Source organism: Mucilaginibacter sp. OK098 (assembly GCF_900142915.1).
Classification (GTDB): Bacteria; Bacteroidota; Bacteroidia; order Sphingobacteriales; family Sphingobacteriaceae; genus Mucilaginibacter.
Map to the genome: position 1 here is coordinate 612,056 of NZ_FRCM01000002.1, position 22,276 is coordinate 634,331.

The 22,276-nt window shown below is 38.8% G+C and carries 16 protein-coding genes and 1 tRNA gene; 7 read left to right on the plus strand and 10 right to left on the minus strand.

The annotated features are described in order from the left end of the window. Positions 1–7: 7 nt before the first annotated feature. The 8 genes from BUE31_RS09785 to BUE31_RS30990 form a co-directional block, all read right to left on the minus strand. On the minus strand, positions 8–2,440 hold the full coding sequence (locus tag BUE31_RS09785; protein WP_073403149.1) for an outer membrane beta-barrel family protein: 2,433 nt from the start codon (positions 2,438–2,440) through the stop codon (positions 8–10). Positions 2,441–2,585: 145 nt separating this feature from the next. Further along, on the minus strand, positions 2,586–5,051 hold the full coding sequence (locus tag BUE31_RS09790; RefSeq protein WP_073403151.1) for a TonB-dependent receptor: 2,466 nt from the start codon (positions 5,049–5,051) through the stop codon (positions 2,586–2,588). A 130-nt stretch (positions 5,052–5,181) separates the two neighbouring features. Continuing rightward, the gene (pth, locus tag BUE31_RS09795) at positions 5,182–5,742 is read right to left on the minus strand and encodes an aminoacyl-tRNA hydrolase (RefSeq protein WP_073402834.1); all 561 of its coding nucleotides are present in this window, start codon (positions 5,740–5,742) and stop codon (positions 5,182–5,184) included. Between the two features lie 188 nt (positions 5,743–5,930). Then, positions 5,931–6,515: a 50S ribosomal protein L25/general stress protein Ctc gene (locus BUE31_RS09800; RefSeq protein ID WP_073402836.1), complete on the minus strand. Its 585-nt coding sequence runs from the start codon at positions 6,513–6,515 to the stop codon at positions 5,931–5,933. Between the two features lie 143 nt (positions 6,516–6,658). After that, on the minus strand, positions 6,659–7,603 hold the full coding sequence (locus BUE31_RS09805; protein ID WP_073402838.1) for a ribose-phosphate pyrophosphokinase: 945 nt from the start codon (positions 7,601–7,603) through the stop codon (positions 6,659–6,661). A 126-nt stretch (positions 7,604–7,729) separates the two neighbouring features. Next, positions 7,730–7,800 (minus strand) — tRNA-Gln (locus BUE31_RS09810). A gap of 232 nt (positions 7,801–8,032) precedes the next feature. Then, positions 8,033–10,003, minus strand: a complete 1,971-nt coding sequence (locus tag BUE31_RS09815) for a tetratricopeptide repeat-containing sensor histidine kinase (protein WP_073402839.1) — start codon at positions 10,001–10,003, stop codon at positions 8,033–8,035. Between the two features lie 126 nt (positions 10,004–10,129). Continuing rightward, complete coding sequence (locus tag BUE31_RS30990) at positions 10,130–10,303, minus strand: hypothetical protein (RefSeq protein WP_159440653.1); 174 nt, start codon at positions 10,301–10,303, stop codon at positions 10,130–10,132. A 561-nt stretch (positions 10,304–10,864) separates the two neighbouring features. Here BUE31_RS30990 and BUE31_RS09820 point away from each other — a divergent pair. The 3 genes from BUE31_RS09820 (at position 10,865) to BUE31_RS09830 (ending at position 13,738) form a co-directional block, all read left to right on the plus strand. After that, on the plus strand, positions 10,865–11,605 hold the full coding sequence (locus BUE31_RS09820) for a LytR/AlgR family response regulator transcription factor (RefSeq protein ID WP_073402841.1): 741 nt from the start codon (positions 10,865–10,867) through the stop codon (positions 11,603–11,605). Positions 11,606–11,850: 245 nt separating this feature from the next. Next, positions 11,851–13,005, plus strand: coding sequence for a helix-turn-helix domain-containing protein (locus BUE31_RS09825; protein WP_073402843.1), 1,155 nt, complete (start codon positions 11,851–11,853; stop codon positions 13,003–13,005). Positions 13,006–13,081: 76 nt separating this feature from the next. Next, on the plus strand, positions 13,082–13,738 hold the full coding sequence (locus BUE31_RS09830; protein WP_073402845.1) for a DUF3471 domain-containing protein: 657 nt from the start codon (positions 13,082–13,084) through the stop codon (positions 13,736–13,738). A 124-nt stretch (positions 13,739–13,862) separates the two neighbouring features. On the opposite strand, the gene BUE31_RS09835 is transcribed toward BUE31_RS09830, so the two are convergent. Next, positions 13,863–14,228 carry a VOC family protein gene (locus BUE31_RS09835; protein WP_073402847.1) on the minus strand — a complete coding sequence of 122 codons (366 nt, stop codon included), beginning with the start codon at positions 14,226–14,228 and terminating at the stop codon, positions 13,863–13,865. 678 nt (positions 14,229–14,906) lie between these two features. On the opposite strand from BUE31_RS09835, the gene BUE31_RS09845 reads away from it, so the two are divergent. The 3 genes from BUE31_RS09845 to BUE31_RS09855 all read left to right on the plus strand — a co-directional run bounded on the left by BUE31_RS09845 (position 14,907) and on the right by BUE31_RS09855 (position 17,660). Continuing rightward, on the plus strand, positions 14,907–16,004 hold the full coding sequence (locus BUE31_RS09845; RefSeq protein WP_073402851.1) for an acyltransferase family protein: 1,098 nt from the start codon (positions 14,907–14,909) through the stop codon (positions 16,002–16,004). Between the two features lie 59 nt (positions 16,005–16,063). Next, the gene (locus BUE31_RS09850) at positions 16,064–16,570 is read left to right on the plus strand and encodes a hypothetical protein (protein ID WP_073402853.1); all 507 of its coding nucleotides are present in this window, start codon (positions 16,064–16,066) and stop codon (positions 16,568–16,570) included. Between the two features lie 133 nt (positions 16,571–16,703). After that, complete coding sequence (locus BUE31_RS09855; RefSeq protein ID WP_073402855.1) at positions 16,704–17,660, plus strand: acetyl-CoA carboxylase carboxyltransferase subunit alpha; 957 nt, start codon at positions 16,704–16,706, stop codon at positions 17,658–17,660. A 169-nt stretch (positions 17,661–17,829) separates the two neighbouring features. On the opposite strand, the gene BUE31_RS09860 is transcribed toward BUE31_RS09855, so the two are convergent. Further along, positions 17,830–19,296 (minus strand): glycoside hydrolase family 30 protein, encoded by a 1,467-nt coding sequence (locus BUE31_RS09860; RefSeq protein ID WP_073402856.1) that lies wholly within the window; start codon positions 19,294–19,296, stop codon positions 17,830–17,832. A 535-nt stretch (positions 19,297–19,831) separates the two neighbouring features. On the opposite strand from BUE31_RS09860, the gene BUE31_RS09865 reads away from it, so the two are divergent. Then, the gene (locus tag BUE31_RS09865) at positions 19,832–22,222 is read left to right on the plus strand and encodes an ABC transporter permease (protein ID WP_073402858.1); all 2,391 of its coding nucleotides are present in this window, start codon (positions 19,832–19,834) and stop codon (positions 22,220–22,222) included. Positions 22,223–22,276 lie beyond the last annotated feature (54 nt).

Genomic DNA, 22,276 nt, shown 5'->3' on the forward strand with positions numbered 1-22,276 from the left:
CAATATATTAATTTCCGGTGGCAGGTTTAGCAGCACCTTTGGTATCATCATTATCAATACCACGCTGATTCTTTTTAATATCGGCCTTAAGCTTACCAAAACGATAATTAAAGCCTACGTTAAATGAGCGGATAGGGTTAAGCGATGTATTGCTTTGATAAAAATTTGGATCGTGCATGTAATTTTTAAATGTCCGGTACTGGCTGAAAGGGTTGTTTACGTTAAAAAATATCGAGCCCTTCTTATTCAGCACATCTTTCGATGTACTAACTGAAGTAAATACGTTTGAGCTTGATTTACCCTGTAGTGAAACGTTTGCGCTTTGAAAACCAACGTTTGCTCCGGCGCGCCAGGTATCGGTAATTTTATATCCTATGTAAGTAAAGCCATACCCAGCTATTCCTTTATTACTGTAAAGCTGCCCGTTGTAATATCCTTTTAACCAAATGTTCGATAGCCTGGTGTTCAGGTTAAAACTTAGCTTTTTGGTTATCGGGTAGCTTATGCTGGCATTCAGTCCCAGGTTTTTACTAGACCCAAGGTTTTGGTAAGTAGTATAAGTTACCGTATCCTGGAGCCGGGTAACATTCTGAATAGTATTATTTGAGAACGCATAAGACAACCCGATATTAAATGAACCCTTAGAAAACTTGCTGAAATTTAATTCGAGACTATGGTTAACTACCGGGACCAGATCAGGATTACCGGTGCTGATAAACTTTGGATTGGTTCTGTTTACAAAAGGGTTAAGCAAGCCAATATCCGGCCGCTGGATCCTGTTTGTAAAGCCAAAAGTAAAGCTTGCCCCATTTTTTAGCTTCCGTTGAATTGAAATTGACGGTACAAAATTGTTATAGCTCCTGTCAAGATCGGTTGCCTGCGAAATAAAATGGGCTTTTATATCTGTACCTTCAAACCTTGCCCCTGCCTTAATGCCCCAATTATTTAAATTATATTGGTAAGTATTATAAATGCTGTACACATCCTGGTTATAGGTAAAGTTATCGGTGTTTTTCGGATCCGGAATATAGGTTTGGGTAGAATCAATAAAATTGTTGTTTTCAAAATCGCTGGAGTTATCCCTTAAAATTGCTTTTACCCCGCCTTCAATAGTAATATTTTTTAGCGGATGAACATAATCCGCCTGTACTGTTTGCTCACGTGTTCCGGTATTGTTTTGCTGCAGGTAACTTGGCAAAGCATAATTAAACCTGTCAAAAATAGTATTGGTATTAGTGCTGTTACCGGGAGCGTTTGAGTATTTATAGCTTAAGGTAAGCAAACGATTCTTATTGCTTTTAAAGCCTAACTGGTAGTTTACACCGAAATCAAGACCGTGATATTTTGACCGGCCCGTGTTGGTGAGCTTGTAGCTTTGAATGAGTGCATTATTGGCATCAAATTCATTTGAAAACTGGTCATTCTCGTTGGTATTCCGGCTATTGTTATAATCAAACATCCCGGTTATTAAGTTAAGGCTATCTATTTCATAGCTTAACTCAGTGCTGGTGTAAATGTAACGGCCAGAGTTAACATTGGTTGAGTTTTGCTTTAACAGCGTTGGATCATTGGTTAATGTTTGCAGGTCAGATTCAGACGAGCCGTGGCGTTTTACCTGGTAGCCATAACCGGTATAGTTCGAGATGCCCAGCTTTCCTTGCTTTACGGTTAGGTTTATACCTCCGCCCGGGCCATAAAGACTATTCTCCCGCATGTTAATGCTGCCATTATATCCCTGGTCTATTTTTTTATTGGTGATGATGTTAATTATCCCGGCCAAACCTTCTGCATCGTATTTTGCAGGTGGGGTTGTAATAATTTCTATCTTCTGGATACTGCTTGCCGGCATAGATTTAAACACATCCGAAGGGTTATGTGCAACCAGTGATGATGGCTTACCGTTTATCAGAATTTTATAGTTGCTCTCTCCTTTTAACTGGATGTTATCGCTCGCATCAACAGTAACCAACGGCACTTTGCGCAGCATATCCAAAACGTTTTGTGTTTTGGTTTCAGGGTCGGCCTGCACATCATAGCTTATCCTGTCAATCTCCTGCTTAACTATTGGCCTTACCGCTGTTACTGAAACCTCTTTCAACTGATTTTTTGCAGGAGACAATACAATATTCCCGATATTTATCTCGGCATCACTCCCTGTTATTTTAATAATTTTGCCCTTATAACCTACTGATGCAAGGGTTAGCTGGTACGCTTTTCCAGTTACGGTTTTTAATTCAAAAGTACCATCATCCTTTGTTAACCCACCTCTTACTGATTTTTTGGTTATTACCTCTTCAAGCACAACGGTAGCATAGCCCACCGGTTTATTAGTTATAGAATCAACAACCGTTCCTTTAACAGTTAATGCTTGTGGTGCAGGTTGCGCAAATACTGTGGCCGACAGGCAGCAGCACAGTGCTATTAATAAAAGTTGTTTCATTTGGTTTTTTGGATATTGCCGCGAAGATATTAACCTGATCCGCGCAAAAAAAATGATTTGCCTGAAATTAACTATCATTTTAGTTACGTAACGCTAATGTTACTTTGTTGCAATAAATAGTGTCACGTTATTGTCTTTTTGGCCATTATGAGCCGCCACCGGTATTATTGCCACCACCGCCTTTGGTATCGTCGTTGCTAATTCCGTGCTGGTTTTTCTTTATTTCGCTATTTAGTTTTCCAAACCGGTAACTAAACCTTACTGCATAATTACGATACGGGTTTTCGAAAAAAGATGTTTGCGAAAACTGCGGCGTATTGGTAGTTGAAGTGTATTTGCGGTATTTGCTGTACGGGTTATTTGTTACTAATGATATGGTGGCTTTTTTATTTAAAAACTCTTTGGTAAGCACGTACGAGTTAAATATGAAATTGCTCGATTTTCCCTGGAGGTTTACATCACCGCTAAAAAATCCGGCATCAAAACCAAACCTGTATCCGCCATCAAACTTATAGCCCAGGCTGCCAAATGCCTCGCCCCTGAAACCCGAATTTTTATAAAACTCACCATTATAAGTGCCTTTTAACCAGATATAAGAAACCTCTGAATTTAGGTTAAGTGTAATCCTTTTTGTTATAGACATATTGGTATTTAAGTTAAGGCCCAGGCTGCGGTTACTTCCTAAATTCTGATAGGTTGTTGTGGTAACCGTGTCGAGGATATTATCAGGATTTTTATCAATTCTTAAATTGGTAACATTTTGAATAGAGTTATTTGAAAAAGCATAACTAAGGCCTGCATTAAAAGAGTTTTTTGAAAAATTACTGTAAGTAAATTCAAACGTATTATTCAGTTCCGGCCGTAAATTGGGGTTACCTGTACTTATAAATTGCGGGTTTGAATTATCAACAAAAGGGTTTAACTGGTAAATGCCCGGGCGTTGGATCCGTTGGGTAAAGCCGAAATTTATGCTGCTTGTTTTAAAGCTGCGCTGTACGGAGATTGACGGGATAAGGTTATTGTAATTTTGATTAACCTTTGCGTTAACCGACGAAAAATCCGCATCTATGCCGGTATGCTCAATCCGTAACCCAGCCTTGGCAGTAAACTTATCCAGCTTTACCTGGTACGAGTTGTAAAGACTATAAATATCCTGGTGGTAATTAAAGTTATCGGTAAAAAGCGGGTTGGGATTATATTGATTGGTGGCAGAATCACGGTCAGACCTGTTAAAGTTACTGAAGTTATTCCTTAATATGGCTTTCCCTCCTACCTCAAGGGTAACTACTTTAAAAGGTTCGGCATAATCTACCTGCACCGTATGCTCCCTGCCACCTGCTTTATTATACTGGTTAAAATCGGGTTGTTGTGAATGATAAATATTCACCAGGCTGGTAAAGGCTTCGTTATTAAATTGCGAGTTTGGCGAATAGCTGTATTTGTAAGATATAGTTAGCAAACGCTCCTTTTTTTGTTTAAAACCAAGCTGGTAGTTAATGGCAGCATCCGTGCCCTGCCAGTTATTATACCCGTTCGAGAGCTGGCTGTATTGCTGCGCCACCGAACCATCTGCATTCAGGCTGTTAGTGAACTGGTTGCTGTTTTGCTGATTACTGCCTTTAAAAAATTCAACCGAACCTGTTAGTAAATTAAGGCTGTCAATCTCGTAGCTCAATTCAAAATTTCCATAACGGTTGTTGCCTCTCCGCGAGTTAGCCCCGCTTTGTGTGATAGATGCTCCGTTTGTAAACAGTTGCGAATTCCCGGAGTTTGATTCATTGGTGTTGCGCCTGTTTGTACCAAAAAACATGGTAACTCCCAGTTTCCCCTGTTTTGCATTGGCGCTAATATTTATGCCCGGCCCCCAAATACTATTATACCGGCCATTTATATTGGCGTTATAGCCCTGGTCTGCATTTTTTTTGGTGATGATATTGATAATACCCGATAATCCCTCGGCATCATATTTTGCCGGTGGGGTGGTAATTACCTCTATCTTCTCGATATTGGTTGCAGGCATCGCCCTTAAAACATCCGACGGATTTTTTGCTACCAATGCCGACTCTTTTCCATTGATCAGGATCTTATAATTACCGCTGCCTTTAAGCTTAATATTATCATCGGCATCAACTGATAACAGCGGAACCTTGCGCATCATATCTAATGCGGTTATAGCTTTGCTTTCAGGGTCGGCCTGCACATCATAGCTTATGCGGTCAACCTCCTGTTTCATTATAGGCCTTACGGCGGTTATTGCAACTTCTTTTAACTGGTTGCTGGCAGGTAATAATAAAACATTGCCAACATTTACATCAGCAGCAGTTCCGGTTATTTTTATTGTTTTGTTTTTATAGCCAACGGATGCAAATGTTAGCTGGTATTCTTTAAGCGTTAGATTTTTAAATTCAAATGTACCATCATCTTTACTTAAACCACCTTTTACCGATTGCTGTGTTTTTGCATCAAGCAATACAACGGTAACATAACCCAATGGCTTATTGCTTACTGAGTCAATAGTAGTTCCTTTAACTGTTAGTGTTTGCGGAGCGGGTTGAGCCATTACCGTGGCCGACAGGTACCAGCAAAATGCCAGCAGTAAAAGTTTTTTCATATTGTTTTTTATTTCTTTGATTCCACTGATTTTGGGCTGATCATCAAACAAGTCTAAAGGACGCGCAGGGCCATGATCCGTTACAGGAATATTTTGGATTTAACAGAATTTAACGTTTTTTAACAATTGCCTACTTGTTGTACCGTGTCATGGTAAGTTCGGTACCTATTGTGGCAAAGCTCTTTATCATTTCGATAGAGCGGTCAATCAGTGCAGGGAGTTCGGGAATTTCATCTCTATCAAAGCCATCAAGCACATAATCAACCTGGCGGCCTTTGGGAAAATTGTCACTCACACCAAAACGCAGGCGCGCATAATTGTTATGGCCAAACGTAGCCTCTACATGCTTTAAGCCATTATGCCCGGCAGCGCTGCCCTTGGGTTTTAAGCGTAAAGTGCCGAAGGGCAGGGCAATATCATCAACTATTATCAACACGTTTTCAATAGGGATCTTTAGCTCCTTCATCCAATGGTTAACGGCTTTGCCGCTAAGGTTCATATAGGTGGTTGGCTTTATAAGGTGCAGGGTACGTGCTTTGTGGCTTATTTCGGTATAGTAAGCCAGGCGCATATTGTAAAATTTGGCATTTTCCTGTTTTGCCAATTCATCCAATATCATAAAACCTATATTATGCCGGGTATCGGCATATTCAGGCCCTATGTTTCCTAAACCTACTATTAAATATTTCATGATTAGTTCATAGTTGATGGTTCATAGCCAAAAAAGTTCGGAATGTCATTTATAACCATCTCCTAATTAAAAAGCGAAGATATTATTTTTAAACAAAAACAGCGACAAGTCTAAACTCATCGCTGTTAATCTATGAAATCACAAAATCAATCAGTGTAATCACTCATTAATCGGTGAAATCACCTTAATTATTTTTTACCAGAAGCAGCTTCCTGCTCAGCCTGGCGTAATGCACGTGAAGTAGTTACAGAAACTATTGTATCTTCTTTTGCATTCATGATAGTTAACTTACTAAGTTCAATATCACTAACCTTTACTGATTTGCCAACTTCTAAAGTCTCGATGCTTACTTCAATAGCGTCTAAATGATCTTTAGGTAAAGCTTTAATGCGTAATTTTCTTAATTTTTGTACAAGCTTACCACCTGTTTTAACACCTGGAGAAGTTCCAGTCAATTTAACAGGGATCTCGATAGTGATAGGTTTTTTCTCGTCTAAAAGTAAAAAATCTACGTGGATGATCTGTTCAGTTAACGGGTGAAACTGAAGATCTTTAATGATAGCCTGTGATTTTGTACCGGCAATATCTAAGTCGATGAAATGAACAACCGGTGTATAAACTACGGCTTTCAAATCACTTGCGGACACTGAAAAGTGGGTTTGGGTAGTCCCACCGTAAAGTACTGCAGGCACCAGGCTCTGGTAACGCAGTTCTTTAGCGTCTCTTTTCCCTACGTTCTCTCTTGGAGAACCGCTAATAGCAATTGATTTCATTTTTTGTTATTTATTTATTTTTAAGTTCATAGTTGATGGTTCATAGTGAAACTATTTGCATCTTCTATTTTATCTTTAAGTTCCGGCTAACAACCACGCTTCATTTCTACTATGAACCATGATCTATGAACCATGAACTATATTTAATCTACTTTAAACAACTGGCTTATTGAGCCGTGTTCGTTTACATTCATTATTGCGCTGGCAAACAAATTTGCCGTGGTTAAAACCTTTATTTTACTGCTTTGATGCTTAAGCGGGATAGTATCGGTAACTATCAATTCTGTTAAAACCGAATTCTCGATAGTTTCATATGCTTTGCCTGATAATACGGGGTGTGTACAAACCGCGCGTACGCTGCGTGCACCACGCTCCATAATTAACCCTGCTGCTTTTGCCAACGTACCGGCAGTATCGCATATATCGTCAATCAGTACTATATCCTGGTCAGTAACATCACCAATAAGCGTCATGGCCTCAATTTCATTGGCGCGTTTACGGCGTTTATCGCAAATTACCACTTCAGCGTTAAAGAATTTGGCAAAAGTACGCGCCCTGTATGAGCCGCCCATATCCGGCGAGGCAATAGTTAAATTACCCAAACCAAGGCTTTTTATATAAGGCACAAAAATTATAGAAGCGTCAAGGTGGTCAACCGGGATATCAAAAAAACCCTGGATCTGTGCTGCGTGCAGGTCCATGGTCATAATGCGGTTTATGCCTGCTGCTACCAATAAATTGGCAACCAGTTTTGCGCCTATAGCAACACGCGGCTTATCTTTCCTGTCCTGCCGTGCCAATCCGAAATAGGGAATAACGGCGGTTACATAATGTGAGGATGCACGGCGTGCGGCATCTGTCATCATCAGTAATTCCATCAGGTTATCAGTTGGAGGATTGGTGCTCTGGATCAAAAACACATCACAGCCACGTACCGATTCATTAAAATGGGGTTGGAATTCGCCATCGCTAAAACGCGAAATATCCATATCGCCTAACTCGCGACCATAAGAAGCCGCAATATTTTCTGCCAGACTTTGTGTGGCAGAACCTGCGAATAATTTAACCGGGTTAAATTGTAATGGCATGTTTTGATTTCGGAAGTCGGATTTACGATTTCGGAATTTTTATTAACGTCCTTATAAAAATTTCGGATTTCGATATTCTTCAGAAATAAATCCGAAATTGAACATCCGAAATCCGAAATACTATTGTTGCCCGACCAGGATTCGAACCTAGACAAACGGTACCAAAAACCGTCGTACTACCTTTATACTATCAGGCAATCTCCTTAGGTTTGTTATCCATTCCAAAAAGGAATGCAAATATAGGAGGTTTTTTCTGTTCTCAAAACCCTTTTTTAAAAAAGATTTCGGGAAAGAGAAAAGAAACAAGACAACAAGAGTCAAGAATCAGGATATAAAGCGCTTTAAACGAAAATAGGTCACAGCATTTATATCCTGATCCCTAACCCTTACTTTCTTGATTCTTGGCATCTCGATTCCTGACTCTTCTTCTTAAATGTTTATTTCCATTTGATAGAAAACCCCGGGGTTGCTTTTGGTAATAAGTGTTGAATTTAACTGCCGCGCCATCAAATTCACCAATCTTAAACCAAAAGAAGGGGCCTTATCCTTGTTGTCTTCTTTTAAACCTACGCCGTTATCGCAAAGGGTTAATAACAGTTTCGATTTTTCAATTAATTTAAGGCCAAGGTGTATTTCGCCCCCGGTTTCTGTAAATGCATATTTAAAAGCATTTGTAGCCAACTCATTGGCTATCAATCCAATTGCCACCGCCTTATCAGCTTCAAGCATTATATTACTTACCTCTATCCTCAAATTAATTTCACTTTGCTTATAGCCTACAAAAGAGTCTTTTATATGATTTAACAACTTGGTTAAATAATCATTCATTTCAATTTTTGTGGTGGTATTGTCCAGGTATAATTTATTGTGGATCAAATTCATGGAGGTTAACCTGGCTTCGTTTTCGCGCAGGGCGATCTTTGTATTTTCATCGCTCAGGTTTTCAATCTGCATAGTGAAAAGACCGGAAAGGATCTGCAGGTTATTTTTAACACGGTGATGAAGATCACGCATCAGGGTTTGGATCCGCTGATTAGCTTTATTTTTCACTCTGAAGCTATTATAAGCTATAGCGAAGAGGAGTAATAATAAAACAGCAGCAATTACCAGTACAATAATTGACAGCCTTTGTTGCTTCACAATTTTTTGGTCCAGGCTGCTTTTTAAACTAAGCGCTGCTATATCTTTTACTTTTTGGTCGGTTTGATATTTAATTTCAAGTTCATTAATCGTTCTATTCTTTGCAACAGAGAAAAGGCTGTCTTTCAGGTCGGTCTTTTTATTTGCATATAATAGTGCATTCTTATAATCACCTGCATGGTTATATAAATTATATTTAATCCCATAGGCTTCCATTAATAACTCGGGGAGCTTAAGCTTTTGAGATGTGCCAATGGTAATATTAATTGCAGTTAATGCCGGCCCGTATTTTTTCTGCTGAGTGTAAACTTCTGCCAGGTCGGCATTTCCCCTGGCAATTTCCTCTGTCATGCCATAATTTGCTGCTATATGCAATGATCTTACAACATAGTTCTCAGCTTTTTCCAAATTCCCCTTCATTTTCCAGGAAGAACCCAGATTTTGTAAAGTGAGCACTATTTCACTTGAATCGCTACCGGCCTTATACATTGCCAAAGACTTATTAAGGTAATATATAGCAGAGTCTGGTTGCATGTATTGTTTAAATGTAAACCCGATATTATTTAATGATTGTGCAATTGCTTGCCTGTCATTTAACTTCTGTCTTATTTCCAGGGCCTTCTTATTGTATTCCAGTGCTTTTGGGTAATTATTTAATTCAACAAAACATAAAGCGATGGAATTAAAAGTATGGGATAAGTTTTCCTCATTTTTTAAGCTTTCAAAAATCGCAGATGATAATAAGTAATAATTAATAGATTCTGAATATAGTGAAAGCTTCCGCTCGCAAATGCCAATATTCAAATAAACAGCAGCTAAACCAGATAATTGATTTGTGTTCTTAAAAATAATTGCTGCCTTTTTATATTCAGCAATAGCTTGCTTAAAGGCCCCTATTCCATAATCTGCCATACCTAAATAAAGCCATGAATCGCCACTTAACGAGTCTGTGTGATAACCCTCAGCAATAGATAATGCATTTTTAGCCGTTATTTTTCCATTACGATAATCCCTTAAATCGTAGTAATATCCGGCTATTATGTTTAAACTTTTAATGACAATTCTTTTGTCCTTTTTTAATTCGGCTATCTTATAAGCTTGCTTAGCTAAATTAATACCTATTAAGGGCTCTTTAGCTGAATTAGCTTTTTTAAGTAAAGTATCTGGGTTCTGATTATTATTGTCAAAAAAGGGATAAGCATTATTTAATACTATAAAAAAGCTGATAAATACTAACAAACTTTTTTTCAATAAAATCATTTATTTTTTGTTTGATAAGGGATGATAAAATACAAACTTAAGTATCAAATTATAAACTTAAAATTTGCTGATTTAAAATTAATAAAAAAAGGCTGCATAATTGCAGCCTTTAATATTAATTAGGTATCAATGCTTGACTGGTCCATCACCTCCCCCGGAAAGGTTTGTAGAATCAATAGTTGACAATTTTATTGTCGATTGTTTTTTTGTCGGTGCCACAGATGAATCTTTTTTACACCCGCTAGTTGCGATTGAAGCCATAACTATTATAGCTGCAATAATTAGTTGTTTAGTTTTCATTTTCCCTTTTTTTTAATAATTAAAAATAAGGGCATGACTTTTCCAGGGCAGAGGCAATGCCCGTTACCCGCTTTCCCGAAAAAGACTTTTTACAATTTTGGATATCCTATATCAGCATGTAGCACGATATTTCTTTTTGAAATACTTTACGGAGGCTCAATAAATTATAGGTAATGATGCGACTCGTACGTATGTTCAGACTTCATACGTGATAAGGTTTAGGCTTACTTTTTAAATATCTTTAGTTTGAACCAGGCTGTTTTAATGACCGGCAACTATAATATTCTATTGTTTTTTGTTCGATTTTTCCTTGTTAAAACCAGGCATCTTTTTTACATTCTGAATTAAACTGGGTTAAAGGGTTTGGGCTAGGTTTATATCCTAGTTATCAAACGATTGAAATTAGATCATTTGATTAACAACTCAACTAATAAGTTTGTGAACTTGCCATTTTACCTTGTGAACAGGCTATTTTAGTGCAGGAACAAAAATTACAATAGGCACAAAAATTGATGTCTGATAATATGTATTACCATCATTTGTTATTATAACTTTGAAAATATGTTAGGTAAAGTTAAGATCCTGGTTGTTGAGGATGAAATATTGATTGCTGAGTCGTTAAGAATGATGCTTGAAGGACTTGGCTATGAAGTGCCGGCAATTTTTAATTCGGGGTTGGAGGCAATTAAAAACTTCAGGCCCGGCTTTGCCGATATTGTAATTATGGACATTGAGCTGGCCGATAATACAAATGGCATTGACACCGCAATTGAGTTAAAAAAAATCAGCGATCCGCCTATAATTTTTATTACCAATAATACGGATGAACGCATTCGTAAAAGGGCTATTTATGAAACAAACGCATTGCATTATGTTTCTAAACCCTTCACCAGGCTTGATATTAGCATAGCGATAGACCTTACGCTTAAATTAGCAGGAGATAAAGAAATTGCCTCAAAAAAAGCCAACGAGTTTTCTTATTTAATGAACGATTCCATATTTGTTAAAGATGAAGGCAGCTTCAAAAAAATAATGGTCAATGATATTCGTTTTTTGAAAGCGGACGGAAGTTATTGCAACTTTCATCTTAAAAATGACAGTATACTTTTTTGTGAGAACCTAAGCTTTTTAGAAGAGAAACTTTCCTTTGCCAAAAACCTGGTGCGCGTTCACCGCTCCTACCTGGTAAACATTAACTACATAACCAAAATACAGGATAACAGGCTTTGGATAGAGGATGAAGAGATCCCTATCGGAGCAACCTATAAAAAAGAATTAGGTGATTTAATCAGGTTTATTTGAGGGAGTTCATAGTTGATGGTTCATAGCCGAAACTTTTTCTCAACTAATCTCTGGTCTCTAACCACTAATCACTGATTTTTAGTTCATAGCCGAAGCTTTTTCTCAACTAATCTCTGGCCTCTAACCTCTAATCACTGATTTTCAGTTCATTGTTCATAGAAGCTGCAATTTTATGGAGGTTAAAGTTTAGCCGCTGTTAAACTATCTTTCAAAAAAACTGTCAAACCGACCGGAAAACCTTATTTATGAATATCCAATTCAACCTGTTTAACATTATAGTTCTGTTAGGATCATTGCAGGGTTTAATTTTAAGCCTTATGCTCTTGTTTTCCGGCAATGATAAGCGCCAAAACAAGTATTTCCTGGCAGCCTTTATGCTGATGCTGGTTTATGATAGTTTCGGAACCTTCTGCTGGAGTTCAGGGTTTAGCACCGGCTGGCTTGGCATTTTCGATCAGATTTTCCCATATACTATTATTTTAACGGCAGGGCCAAGCCTGTACCTGTATATTCAAACCACTATTCAGCCCGACAAAATCCCATCCAACATAATTTTAAAAACCTATTTACCCGCAATAGTTGATTTTGCTTTCCGTTTTTGTTTACTCATCTACGCGTTGCTGGCCAAAAGTGGGGTAGTATTCCCTGTAAAGGCAGGCAACATCGACGCCTTATACCAGCCGGTTGCAGAAATGTTGATGGTAGTTATTTTCTGGTTTTATTTAGTTTCTGCTATCCGTCAATTTAAAAAATGGCAACCTGAAACATCGGGAGCTGATGTATCAATACTTACAGAGCAAAATTTGATCAGTAAATGGACCAAAGCTTTACTTACCACTATGGTATTAATAGCCCTAGTATGGGCAGCCACAATTTTTGGATCTTTACTTTTTAATATTGAGGCATTAGCCTATTTCTCTCCTATCGAAATAATCCTGGTTATATTCACTTATTGGATAGGTCTGAAAGGCTATCAGCATACCCGTGTAGTTTATATCAGCGATCAAAAAGCTGCCAAAACCTATGCCGATATGTTGCCGGCCGGGGAGGCTGAGGCATGTATAGGCATCCTGAAAAAAGCCATGGAGACCCAAAAGCTCTACCTCGACCCTACCCTTACCGTAAACAAGCTTGCCGAAAAACTTAACCTTAACCCCAGAACGATATCCGCCGTTTTAAACCGCGAGCTAAAAAAGGGATTCAGTGAATTTGTAAATGAATATCGTATCAACGAGGTGAAGCTAAAAATGCTGCAACCAGAAAATAAACACATCACCATAGCAGGTATCGCCTTCGATTCCGGGTTTAACTCTGTAGCTACCTTTCAGCGTACATTTAAAAGTGCAGAAAGCATCACTCCTAAACAATTCCTATTAAACTATAAAACAGGGGTAAAATAATGCTCAAAACATGATTTGAGCATTTTCGAATAATATTGTTCGGTAGTATTGCTCAAAAATTATAACATTTAAAATCATGAAAAAGATCATTACACTGGTGCTTATATTATTTACCGCAATAAATACCCATGCACAACTGGCCAATACCAAATGGAAGGGCACACTTAAAATTGAAGAAGATGTTCCCGCTTTTTTTGATTTTGGAAGTGACACCTTAAAAATTACCCGCTTTGCCAATAACGCTCCTATAGAAAATATGGTTTATACCATAACCGACTCAATCCTTACGCTGAAAAAAACGGAAGGCCAAAGCGACTGCGACAATGAAGTTAGAGGCAAATATAAAATTGGGATAAAGGGCGATGACTTATCCCTTAAGCTTTTGAGCGACGCCTGCGAAGATAGGTCATCCGTGCTGAACAACATTAACCTCGCAAAATTCTCATACCCTGCTGAAGTAAAAGTGGATGAGGCTGTACTGAAACAATATGCAGGTATTTATGCGATGAACGAGCAGCATAAAATAACCATCAGCGTTGAGAATGGCAGGTTAATGGCCGATTCAAAAACCAACTTAGCAGCAAAAACTGCGCTATATACCCTCAGCGAACACAAATTTTCTTTTCATATAGGCGAAATCACAATGGAATTTAAAAAAGGGCCTGGTGGTATCGTGAGTAAATTTATTGTACACGAGAATGGGAAAGATTATGATTGGATTAAAGAAAAATGATTTCACCGATTATTGATGATTTCATCATGACGGGTTATAATTGAGTTTGCTTTGGGGTGTCATCCTATGTTTGTCGAACCACGACAGCCCTCCTTGTTATTCACTCTACGGATTCTGTAGTATTTTAACGGGCATCAGCTATAGCACTGCCAAAAACAAGGGTATTACCGTCTTGATCGTTAACAGCAAAATCGCGAATGCCATAAAATCTGTCAGCCGGTCGTACGGCTATTAGGGCGCCTTTTTTTGAGATTGCATCAAAGTAAGCATCCACCTCATCACAGTCGACACAAAAATGTGCATTGCCGGGTGTTTTTTTTATACCCGGATTGGTTGGCCCGCTTAAATGGATAGAAACATTATCCATAATTAATCCGGCATAATCTGCAAGCTTAAAATCTTCAGTAAAGCCTAAAATGTTTGTATAGTAATTTAATGCGCGTTCAAAATCAGAAACGTGGATAACAACAGCGGTGCTTAGTGTTTTCATAGTCAGAAAAGGTATTGCATAAACCTGACAAACTCTGCGTGTAAAGGGATTTGGCAACCCCATCGGGTTGCCAAATCTAAATAACAAAAAAATGCACTATCTATCAAGGGCAATAACCGTAAATACACGTATTCCCAACGCATGTATATCCTTTGATAAGATTTGGATCGGCCTGGCAGGCACTCGGGCAATTTAAGTTATTCCCATAGCACGGTCCTGGCATACCACCCATCACTGATTTCATTTCATTTCTGTTTAGGCTTTTCCCTAAATTTTTAGGTTGCTTCATTTTTTGAAATTTAAATTGGTTAATCTGCTTACTCTCTTCTAAAGGTTTTCGGCACTCCCCTTTTTCTTTGGCCAAAAGAAATTCTTAATAAAATATATTTCAATTTTCTCTATTCAGAGATATGATGCGTTAATCGTTTTTTTATGTTCAACCAGGCTTTATTGTATATCTAATCCATTAACACTAAATAGCATAGGTATTACACTTGCCTTAATGGCAACACCTTAATTATATTTCTGCACGCTTTGATTAAAAATAGTGTGATTAAGTTTTAGGGTTATTTATTTAAATGTACAAATACATTTAATTGTTTGTCAACTTTCAAAATTATTTATTTTTATTTTTAAAGGATATTAGGAGATTCCCTAACTGGACAATCAAAACCACTCATGCCTTTAACAAAAAACGTTAACCCAATTTCCACCCGTCTCCTCTCCCTCGATTTTCTTCGCGGTTTTATCATGGTATTGCTCGCTATTGAATCAACCGGGATCTATGATTATTTGTATGAGCATACGCATGGGCGTTTCATTGAACAATTTACCCATCACCCGTGGCACGGCCTTCATTTCTGGGATTTAGTGCAACCAGCCTTTATGTTTATGGCGGGTGTGGCTATGGCTTTTTCATTAAACAAGCAATGGAGTAACGGCGTTACCTGGAACCAAACCTTTAAAAAAACATTAAAGCGCTGCGGCTGGCTGTTCTTTTGGGGGGTGCTTGATTATGCCGTCCGTCCGAAAGGTTTATCGTTTGAATTGTGGGATGTTTTAACCCAGCTTTCGTTTACAACTTTGGTAGCTTTCCTTATCTTCAGGTGGAACTCAATTGCTCAAATAGCAGTATGTATAGGGTTGTTACTTTTTAGCGAAGTTCTGTACCGGTTTACCCATGTCCCTGGCTTTGACCAGCCCTTTACTGATCAGCATAACTTTGGCAATTATATTGATCTGCTGTTGATGAACAAGATAAATCCAGGAGGCTGGGTGGCTATAAATTGTATCCCTACTGCTGTGCATACTATTGCCGGGGCTTTGGCAGGCAAGCTGTTGTTAAATGGTAATAATAAATTAAGGCAATTGATACTTTGGGGCCTTGTCTGCCTGTTTATTGGCTATGGCCTTGATGCACTAAATATAACCCCGATAATTAAACGTATTGCTACCACCTCGTTCACCATAGCCTCGTTAGGCTGGTGCCTGTGGTTTTTGGCCATTAGCTATTGGTGGGTTGATGTGCTGGGACATCGTAAATATTTAACCTTCTTTACCATTGTGGGCATGAACTCTATTTTCATTTACCTGTTTTTTGAAATTGTTGGCGCCAGATGGTTCAATGGTTATATAAGCAGTATTTCAAATGGCGTTTTAAGCTGGTTTAATGCAGGGGAATTGCCGAAAGTTATTGTTGGGGCTATCTGTATTTTTGGGCTTGAGTGGTTGCTTTGTTATTTTTTGTATAAGAAAAAGGTGTTTTTTAAGCTGTAACTGAACAATCTTTGTTTTATTTAGTTGATTAAGTTGAACCCGGATACTGACTGCAATCTATGAAGAACATTCTACTTTTATTTATAATCCTGTTACTGTTTAGTAAAGCAAATGCCCAATCTATCGTGGATAGCGCCATCATCAAAAAATCAACCCTAAAAACTTTAACTGATGAAGAATATACGGCCTTGTTAAATGGGGATGATTTATACCATATGTCATTAGCTGCTGAATTAAATCATTTTCCTTCGCCGGAAAAAGCGCTGCAATATAAAAAGGAATTAGACCTTAGTCCGCAGCAAACAACTAAACTAAATGCCATTGTAAAGGAATTACATCGTAAAAAACTGGAGATGGGGCTGATAATTATCCGCAATGAGCGTACACTCGACAGCATTTTTAAATATAACCGGCTGGATAATGGCTCGCTGATATTTTACGCAAACCGTTATGGTTTATACCAGGGCGAGCTTAGGAATGTTATTTTACAATCGTACCTGGTTACCAAAAACTTATTAACGCCACAACAGGCACTAAAAATTGAGTTATTAGAAAAACGTAATTAACTGAAATACCATTAGATTTATTTAATTTAGCGCCCCCTAATTAAGTGTAAAACATTTTATGTTTTGTAACACAAAACGGGTGTGAATTTGATTTATATAGAAAGTTCATCTCACTAATAATAAAAATTGTTGAATGAAAATAACTTTTGACTTTGAAAAACCGCTTGCCGAGCTGCAACAGCAGATTGAAAAGGTAAGGCAGGTTGAAGATAAAAACAAGCTGGATATGTCGGCAACGATAGCAGAGCTTGAAGGCAAACTAGAAACCGCCAAAAAAGAGATCTACGCCAATCTTACCGGCTGGCAAAAAGTACAGATCTCACGGCATCCCGAAAGGCCTTACTCATTACAATATCTTGAATTGATGTGTGATGATTTTATTGAGCTGCACGGCGACCGTACCGTTGGTGATGATAAAGCGATCATAGGCGGTTTTGGAACCATCGGCGGACAAACAGCTATGTTCATCGGTCACCAAAAGGGCCGAAATACCAAGGAGCGTCAAATGCGCAACTTCGGTATGGCTAATCCCGAAGGTTACCGCAAAGCATTAAGGCTGATGAAACTGGCCGAAAAATTCAACAAACCGGTTATAACACTGATAGACACCCCGGGAGCGTTCCCAGGTCTTGAAGCAGAAGAACGCGGACAAGGCGAAGCCATAGCGCGCAACCTACTGGAAATGTCGATATTAAAAGTTCCTATTATTTGTGTTGTTATAGGCGAAGGCGCATCAGGCGGGGCATTGGGAATAGGTATTGGCGATAGGGTATTGATGCTTGATAATTCATGGTATTCAGTGATCTCTCCCGAAAACTGCTCAACTATCCTGTTCAAAACCTGGGAACACAAAGAAAGAGCAGCAGAAATGCTGAAGCTTACCAGCACCGAAATGCTGAAAAACAAACTGATTGATGGCGTTATTAAAGAACCCCTTGGCGGCGCCCATCAGGACCCGGTTGCTATGGCTGCCATTTTAAAGAAACAGCTTTTAAAAGACCTTAAAGTATTAAAAGAACGCAATATTGATGAACTGGTTACCGAACGTATTGATAAGTTCTGTAACATGGGTGTGGTGATAGAAGATTAATACATACGTCATATAACAAAAAAGCGGCTGATGGCCGCTTTTTTTGTTATATCCAATGTAATGTCGTGCTGAATTTATTTCAGCACCCCACCTGCTAAGTGTACACCATGCAAGTGGGAATGTCCTGTGGGGTGCCGAAATAAATTCGGCATTACATAGGAGAAGGAACCTATTCTACCACCAATGTTGCAATCGAATGCGCTAAAGCAGTTGTTTTTGCAGCCTTGCCTTTTATCCATAATGAATAATCTATATTCTCATCACCACGGTTCATCACTATAACAGCCAGCTTGCCATCTGGGTTAATATAAGCGGTGGTTAAAAGCTTATCCCTGCTTGCAGAGCTTACTATGCGTTTAGCCCCCGGGTGAATAAATTTAGAAAAATGCCCCATGTAATAATATGAGTTTGTATAGATCAAACTTCCATTGCGGGTATCGGCATGGATAGGTGCAAAGCAAAAGTTGCCTACGTGGTTTGGTCCGCCTTTTTCATCAAGCAGGATGTTCCAGTCTGTCCAGCCTACGGTTCCGGCGTTAAAATCATTCATCATTGAAAGGCCGTAGCGTTCGCCAAGCGCCCAATCATTAAGCCTGTTAAAATCAAATTTCTCCACACAGCCTTCGGTAAATATCAGTTTTTTATCCGGGAAGGCCTTGGCAACCAAACGGGTGTTTTCAAAGTTCATGCCTGCACCTGTCCAGGTCTCGTACCAGTGAAAGCCTATGCCCCAAACATATTTTGCTGCTTCAGGGTCTTCCAGTATGGTGCTGGCACGCTGATACATTAAATCGCGGTTATGATCCCATGCAATCAATTTTTTACCGGCCATGCCAGCTTTATATAAAGTTGGGCCTAAAAAGTTCTTTATAAAATCGCGCTCATCTTCTGCTGTGTAAAGGCATGATTCCCATGTTTGGGTTGCCATAGGCTCATTCTGAACGGACAGGCCCCAGATAGGGATGCCCAGTTTTTCGTAAGTCTGGATAAATTTTACATAAAAATTTGCCCATGACTGGTCGTATTTAGGCAATAGCTTACCACCATGTAAAACATCGCCGTTAGTTTTCATCCATCCCGGCGGGCTCCATGGACTGGCAAACAAGGTGAGCTTACCACCTGCAGCAGCAGTAACCTCCTTTATGAAGGGAATGCGGTATTTTTTATCATGACTTACATCAAATGATTTTAAGCTTATATCATTGTTCTTAACATAACTATAGCTTTCGCTCGAAAAATCACTACTTTGAATACTGGTGCGGCCCAGCGTATATCCTATCCCCTTATCCTTATCAAAATAAGCGGTCAGGAACTCCTTTTGCTTGTCCTTGGGTAATTTATAAAATGTTTCGGCGGCAGCATCTGTTAATGCCCCTCCAATACCCAGCATAGTTTGGAATGTTTTTGAGGGATCAACAAATATAGCAACCTCCGTTTCAACCGGCTGTGGGTTGCTGGTAAATGTAAGGGTTGCGGTTTGTTTAAGCCTGTCGTCAGTGCCTTTAGCCGTTACATAAACTTTTACCGTTTTATTGGCCGCCGAATATGGCTGAGCCTTTTGTGCATTGGCAAGGTTAACGGTAACTAAAGCCGTTAAAACAAAGCCAATGGAAAGTTTAAGAGATCTTCTTTTCATAATGGATTAAAAATGGAATAATGAGAATGCTTACAAGCAGGGTTATAACAACCAAATCTATTAAAGATAATTTAAATGAAGGCACAAATATTTTATAAATAATTGATTTATAGCAGCTTGATTAATTAGTAATACGCTTTAATACCAATCAATTTTCTCATAAATAATTCTCATAATCAACCAATTCCGTACATCAGCCTAAAAAATGAGATTGATTTTTAATACGGCAGCATTTTTATCTAAATAATGCGGCATTTACCTTATTTTAAATGGACAAATATATCAGTATATTAAAGTACTTATAACTAAGCTATTATACTGTAACAAAACCGGACACTTACCGTACGGATATGCAACAAACGTACACCTTAATAAAATATATCAATTAATTGATTATCAATAATTTAAATTATCGGCATGATGTTAATGATAGAGATTAGAGATCGGAGGTTAGAGATTAGTTTGAAAAACTAAGAAAATCAATAACCATCATTCCACCAATGAACTAATGAGCCATTGAACTAATGAACTAGCCATGATAAAGAACTATTTAAAAATCGCCTGGAGAAACCTGAACAAGCATCGGTTCTTTTCATTAGTGAACATTTGCGGATTAGCCATTGGTGTAGCAGCTTTCTGGATTATTGCATTATATGTAACTGATGAATGGAGCTATGATCGCTATAATGAAAAATCGGACCGTATTTTCCGTGTGGCTCAGCATGGCAAATGGGGCAATGGTGGTTTTAACCTGGCTATTACTTCTATCCCTTATGCCCCGGCTTTAAAAGCAGATTATCCCGAAGTTGAGGAAGCCATCCGTATTGATGGGGAAGGCGGTGGTAAAATTATTTATGGAGATAAGCAGATCACAGCCAATGATATTGCATTTACCGATAATGCCATATTCAACATATTCACTTATCATTTTCTATCCGGCAATCCGGAAAGTGCCTTGTCAAAACCTCATGCTATCGTTTTAACAAAAACTCTTGCAGAAAAGATCTTTGGCGACGCTTCAACAGCCATGGATAAAACAGTTTTTTTTGACAGTAATGATGGACAGGTAGTTACCGGCGTAATTGATGATGTACCGGCAAATTCCACTTTTAAATTTAGTGCGCTACGGTCTTTTAATGCAAACCTAACTGGCAGATGGGGCAACGCCGGCGTCTTTACATTTGTTTTACTAAAAAACCACGATGATTATAAGAAGATTGAGGCGCACTCTGATGATTTCTTTAATAAACATTTAAAAACTGATTTCGCCGGGGTAAAATACAAAATGGAACTGCAGCCATTAACATCCATCCACCTGCATTCAAACCTTGACTATGAAATGAGTAATAATGGCAACATTGCCTATGTATATGTTTTCAGCATTGTTGGTTTGTTAATACTGGCAATCGCAATAATAAATTATGTTAATCTTACCACAGCCCGCTCATCAGTAAGGATTAAAGAGATCGGCATCCGTAAAGTTATTGGTTCAGGCAGAAGCCAATTACTTTACATGTTCTTTTCCGAATCTGTTTTGTTAGCCGTATTGGCCACCATTGCAGGGATGGTTTTAATCCAGGCAGCCATACCATACTTCAATCATCTTTCAGGCAAATCATTAGATATCTGGTATTTTGGTGCAGTCAAGTCGCTGGTGATATTTGCGCTGTTTGCTTTGCTAACAGGTATTATCAGTGGTATTTACCCTGCATTGTTCCTGTCCGGCTTTAATACAATCCCTGCTATGAAAGGACAGTTGGGTAACCAGTCATCCACCATTCTTTTTCGGAAAGGGCTGGTTATCTTCCAGTTTGTTATAACCATTGTGATGATTGTTGGCTCATGCGTAATTTACCAGCAGCTGCATTATGTATTAAATAAAGATCTCGGTTTTAACAAATCGCAGATGCTAACCTTCCATATCCATAATAAGGGAGCCCGTGCAAAAACTGAAGAAATTAAGGCCCAACTACTCCAAAGTACATTGATTCAAAGTGTTGCCGTTGCAGGAAACCCTATTGGCAATAATGATATAGGCTCAAACGATTTTAACATTGGCCCTGATGGCAACAATGCGCCTGATACCAAAATGGTAGAATCGTTAATAATTGACGAGGATTTTATCCCTGCCATGCAAATAAAAATGGTCACCGGCCGCAATTTTATAAAAGGCGTTTCAGATACTGCAAACCATTCCATTATAGTTAATGAAACATTGATAAAAGAGCTTGGCTGGAAAAACCCAATCGGCAGGCGTGTACGCACAGGCGTTGCCCATGGTATTATCACTTATTCAACCATTGTTGGTGTGGTGACAGACTTTAACACTTATTCGCTTCAGCACAAAATTTCGCCAATGGTATTAAACTTACCGGCAGTTGCCAATGATAAGGATAACCTATATGTGCGTTTAAGCAAAAACAATATCCCTGCCGCGCTAAACTATCTGCAACAGGTTTATGCCAGGTTTGATCCTGAAAACAAGGTTGATTATAATTTTCTTGATCAAAATTTTGCCAATCAGTATCAATCGGAACAAAAGCAAGGTAACCTGCTGCTTATTTTCACAGTGCTTGCCATAAGCATTGCCTGTTTGGGCTTATTTGGCCTGGTTACCTTCACTGCTGAACAGCGTGTAAAAGAGATAGGCATCCGTAAAGTATTGGGTGCAGGCATCCATCACATAGTAAATATGCTGGCTAAAGAACTGGTGTTGCTGGTATTTGTTGCTGCAATTGTAGCCACGCCTATTGCCTGGCTGGCGGCAAGTAAATGGCTGCAAAGTTTTGAATACCGCACAAATATCCATTGGTGGGTATTTGCTGCAGCAGGTTTAACTGCCATGCTGTTGGCTTTTATAACCATAAGCGTACGCTCGGTTAAGGCCGCAATGGCTAACCCGGCTAAGAGCCTGAAAAGTGAGTGAGTTTAATCATTGGTCATTGTGTCATTAGTCATTGGGTTAGCGCCGAATGACTTT

What these genes read in the sequence shown, in the direction of transcription:
- BUE31_RS09785 (WP_073403149.1), bottom strand. Translation starts at nt 2,440, where the DNA reads ATGAAACAACTTTTATTAATAGCACTGTGCTGCTGCCTGTCGGCCACA.
- BUE31_RS09790 (WP_073403151.1), bottom strand. Translation starts at nt 5,051, where the DNA reads ATGAAAAAACTTTTACTGCTGGCATTTTGCTGGTACCTGTCGGCCACG.
- pth (WP_073402834.1), bottom strand. Translation starts at nt 5,742, where the DNA reads ATGAAATATTTAATAGTAGGTTTAGGAAACATAGGGCCTGAATATGCC.
- BUE31_RS09800 (WP_073402836.1), bottom strand. Translation starts at nt 6,515, where the DNA reads ATGAAATCAATTGCTATTAGCGGTTCTCCAAGAGAGAACGTAGGGAAA.
- BUE31_RS09805 (WP_073402838.1), bottom strand. Translation starts at nt 7,603, where the DNA reads ATGCCATTACAATTTAACCCGGTTAAATTATTCGCAGGTTCTGCCACA.
- BUE31_RS09815 (WP_073402839.1), bottom strand. Translation starts at nt 10,003, where the DNA reads ATGATTTTATTGAAAAAAAGTTTGTTAGTATTTATCAGCTTTTTTATA.
- BUE31_RS30990 (WP_159440653.1), bottom strand. Translation starts at nt 10,303, where the DNA reads ATGAAAACTAAACAACTAATTATTGCAGCTATAATAGTTATGGCTTCA.
- BUE31_RS09820 (WP_073402841.1), top strand. Translation starts at nt 10,865, where the DNA reads ATGTTAGGTAAAGTTAAGATCCTGGTTGTTGAGGATGAAATATTGATT.
- BUE31_RS09825 (WP_073402843.1), top strand. Translation starts at nt 11,851, where the DNA reads ATGAATATCCAATTCAACCTGTTTAACATTATAGTTCTGTTAGGATCA.
- BUE31_RS09830 (WP_073402845.1), top strand. Translation starts at nt 13,082, where the DNA reads ATGAAAAAGATCATTACACTGGTGCTTATATTATTTACCGCAATAAAT.
- BUE31_RS09835 (WP_073402847.1), bottom strand. Translation starts at nt 14,228, where the DNA reads ATGAAAACACTAAGCACCGCTGTTGTTATCCACGTTTCTGATTTTGAA.
- BUE31_RS09845 (WP_073402851.1), top strand. Translation starts at nt 14,907, where the DNA reads ATGCCTTTAACAAAAAACGTTAACCCAATTTCCACCCGTCTCCTCTCC.
- BUE31_RS09850 (WP_073402853.1), top strand. Translation starts at nt 16,064, where the DNA reads ATGAAGAACATTCTACTTTTATTTATAATCCTGTTACTGTTTAGTAAA.
- BUE31_RS09855 (WP_073402855.1), top strand. Translation starts at nt 16,704, where the DNA reads ATGAAAATAACTTTTGACTTTGAAAAACCGCTTGCCGAGCTGCAACAG.
- BUE31_RS09860 (WP_073402856.1), bottom strand. Translation starts at nt 19,296, where the DNA reads ATGAAAAGAAGATCTCTTAAACTTTCCATTGGCTTTGTTTTAACGGCT.
- BUE31_RS09865 (WP_073402858.1), top strand. Translation starts at nt 19,832, where the DNA reads ATGATAAAGAACTATTTAAAAATCGCCTGGAGAAACCTGAACAAGCAT.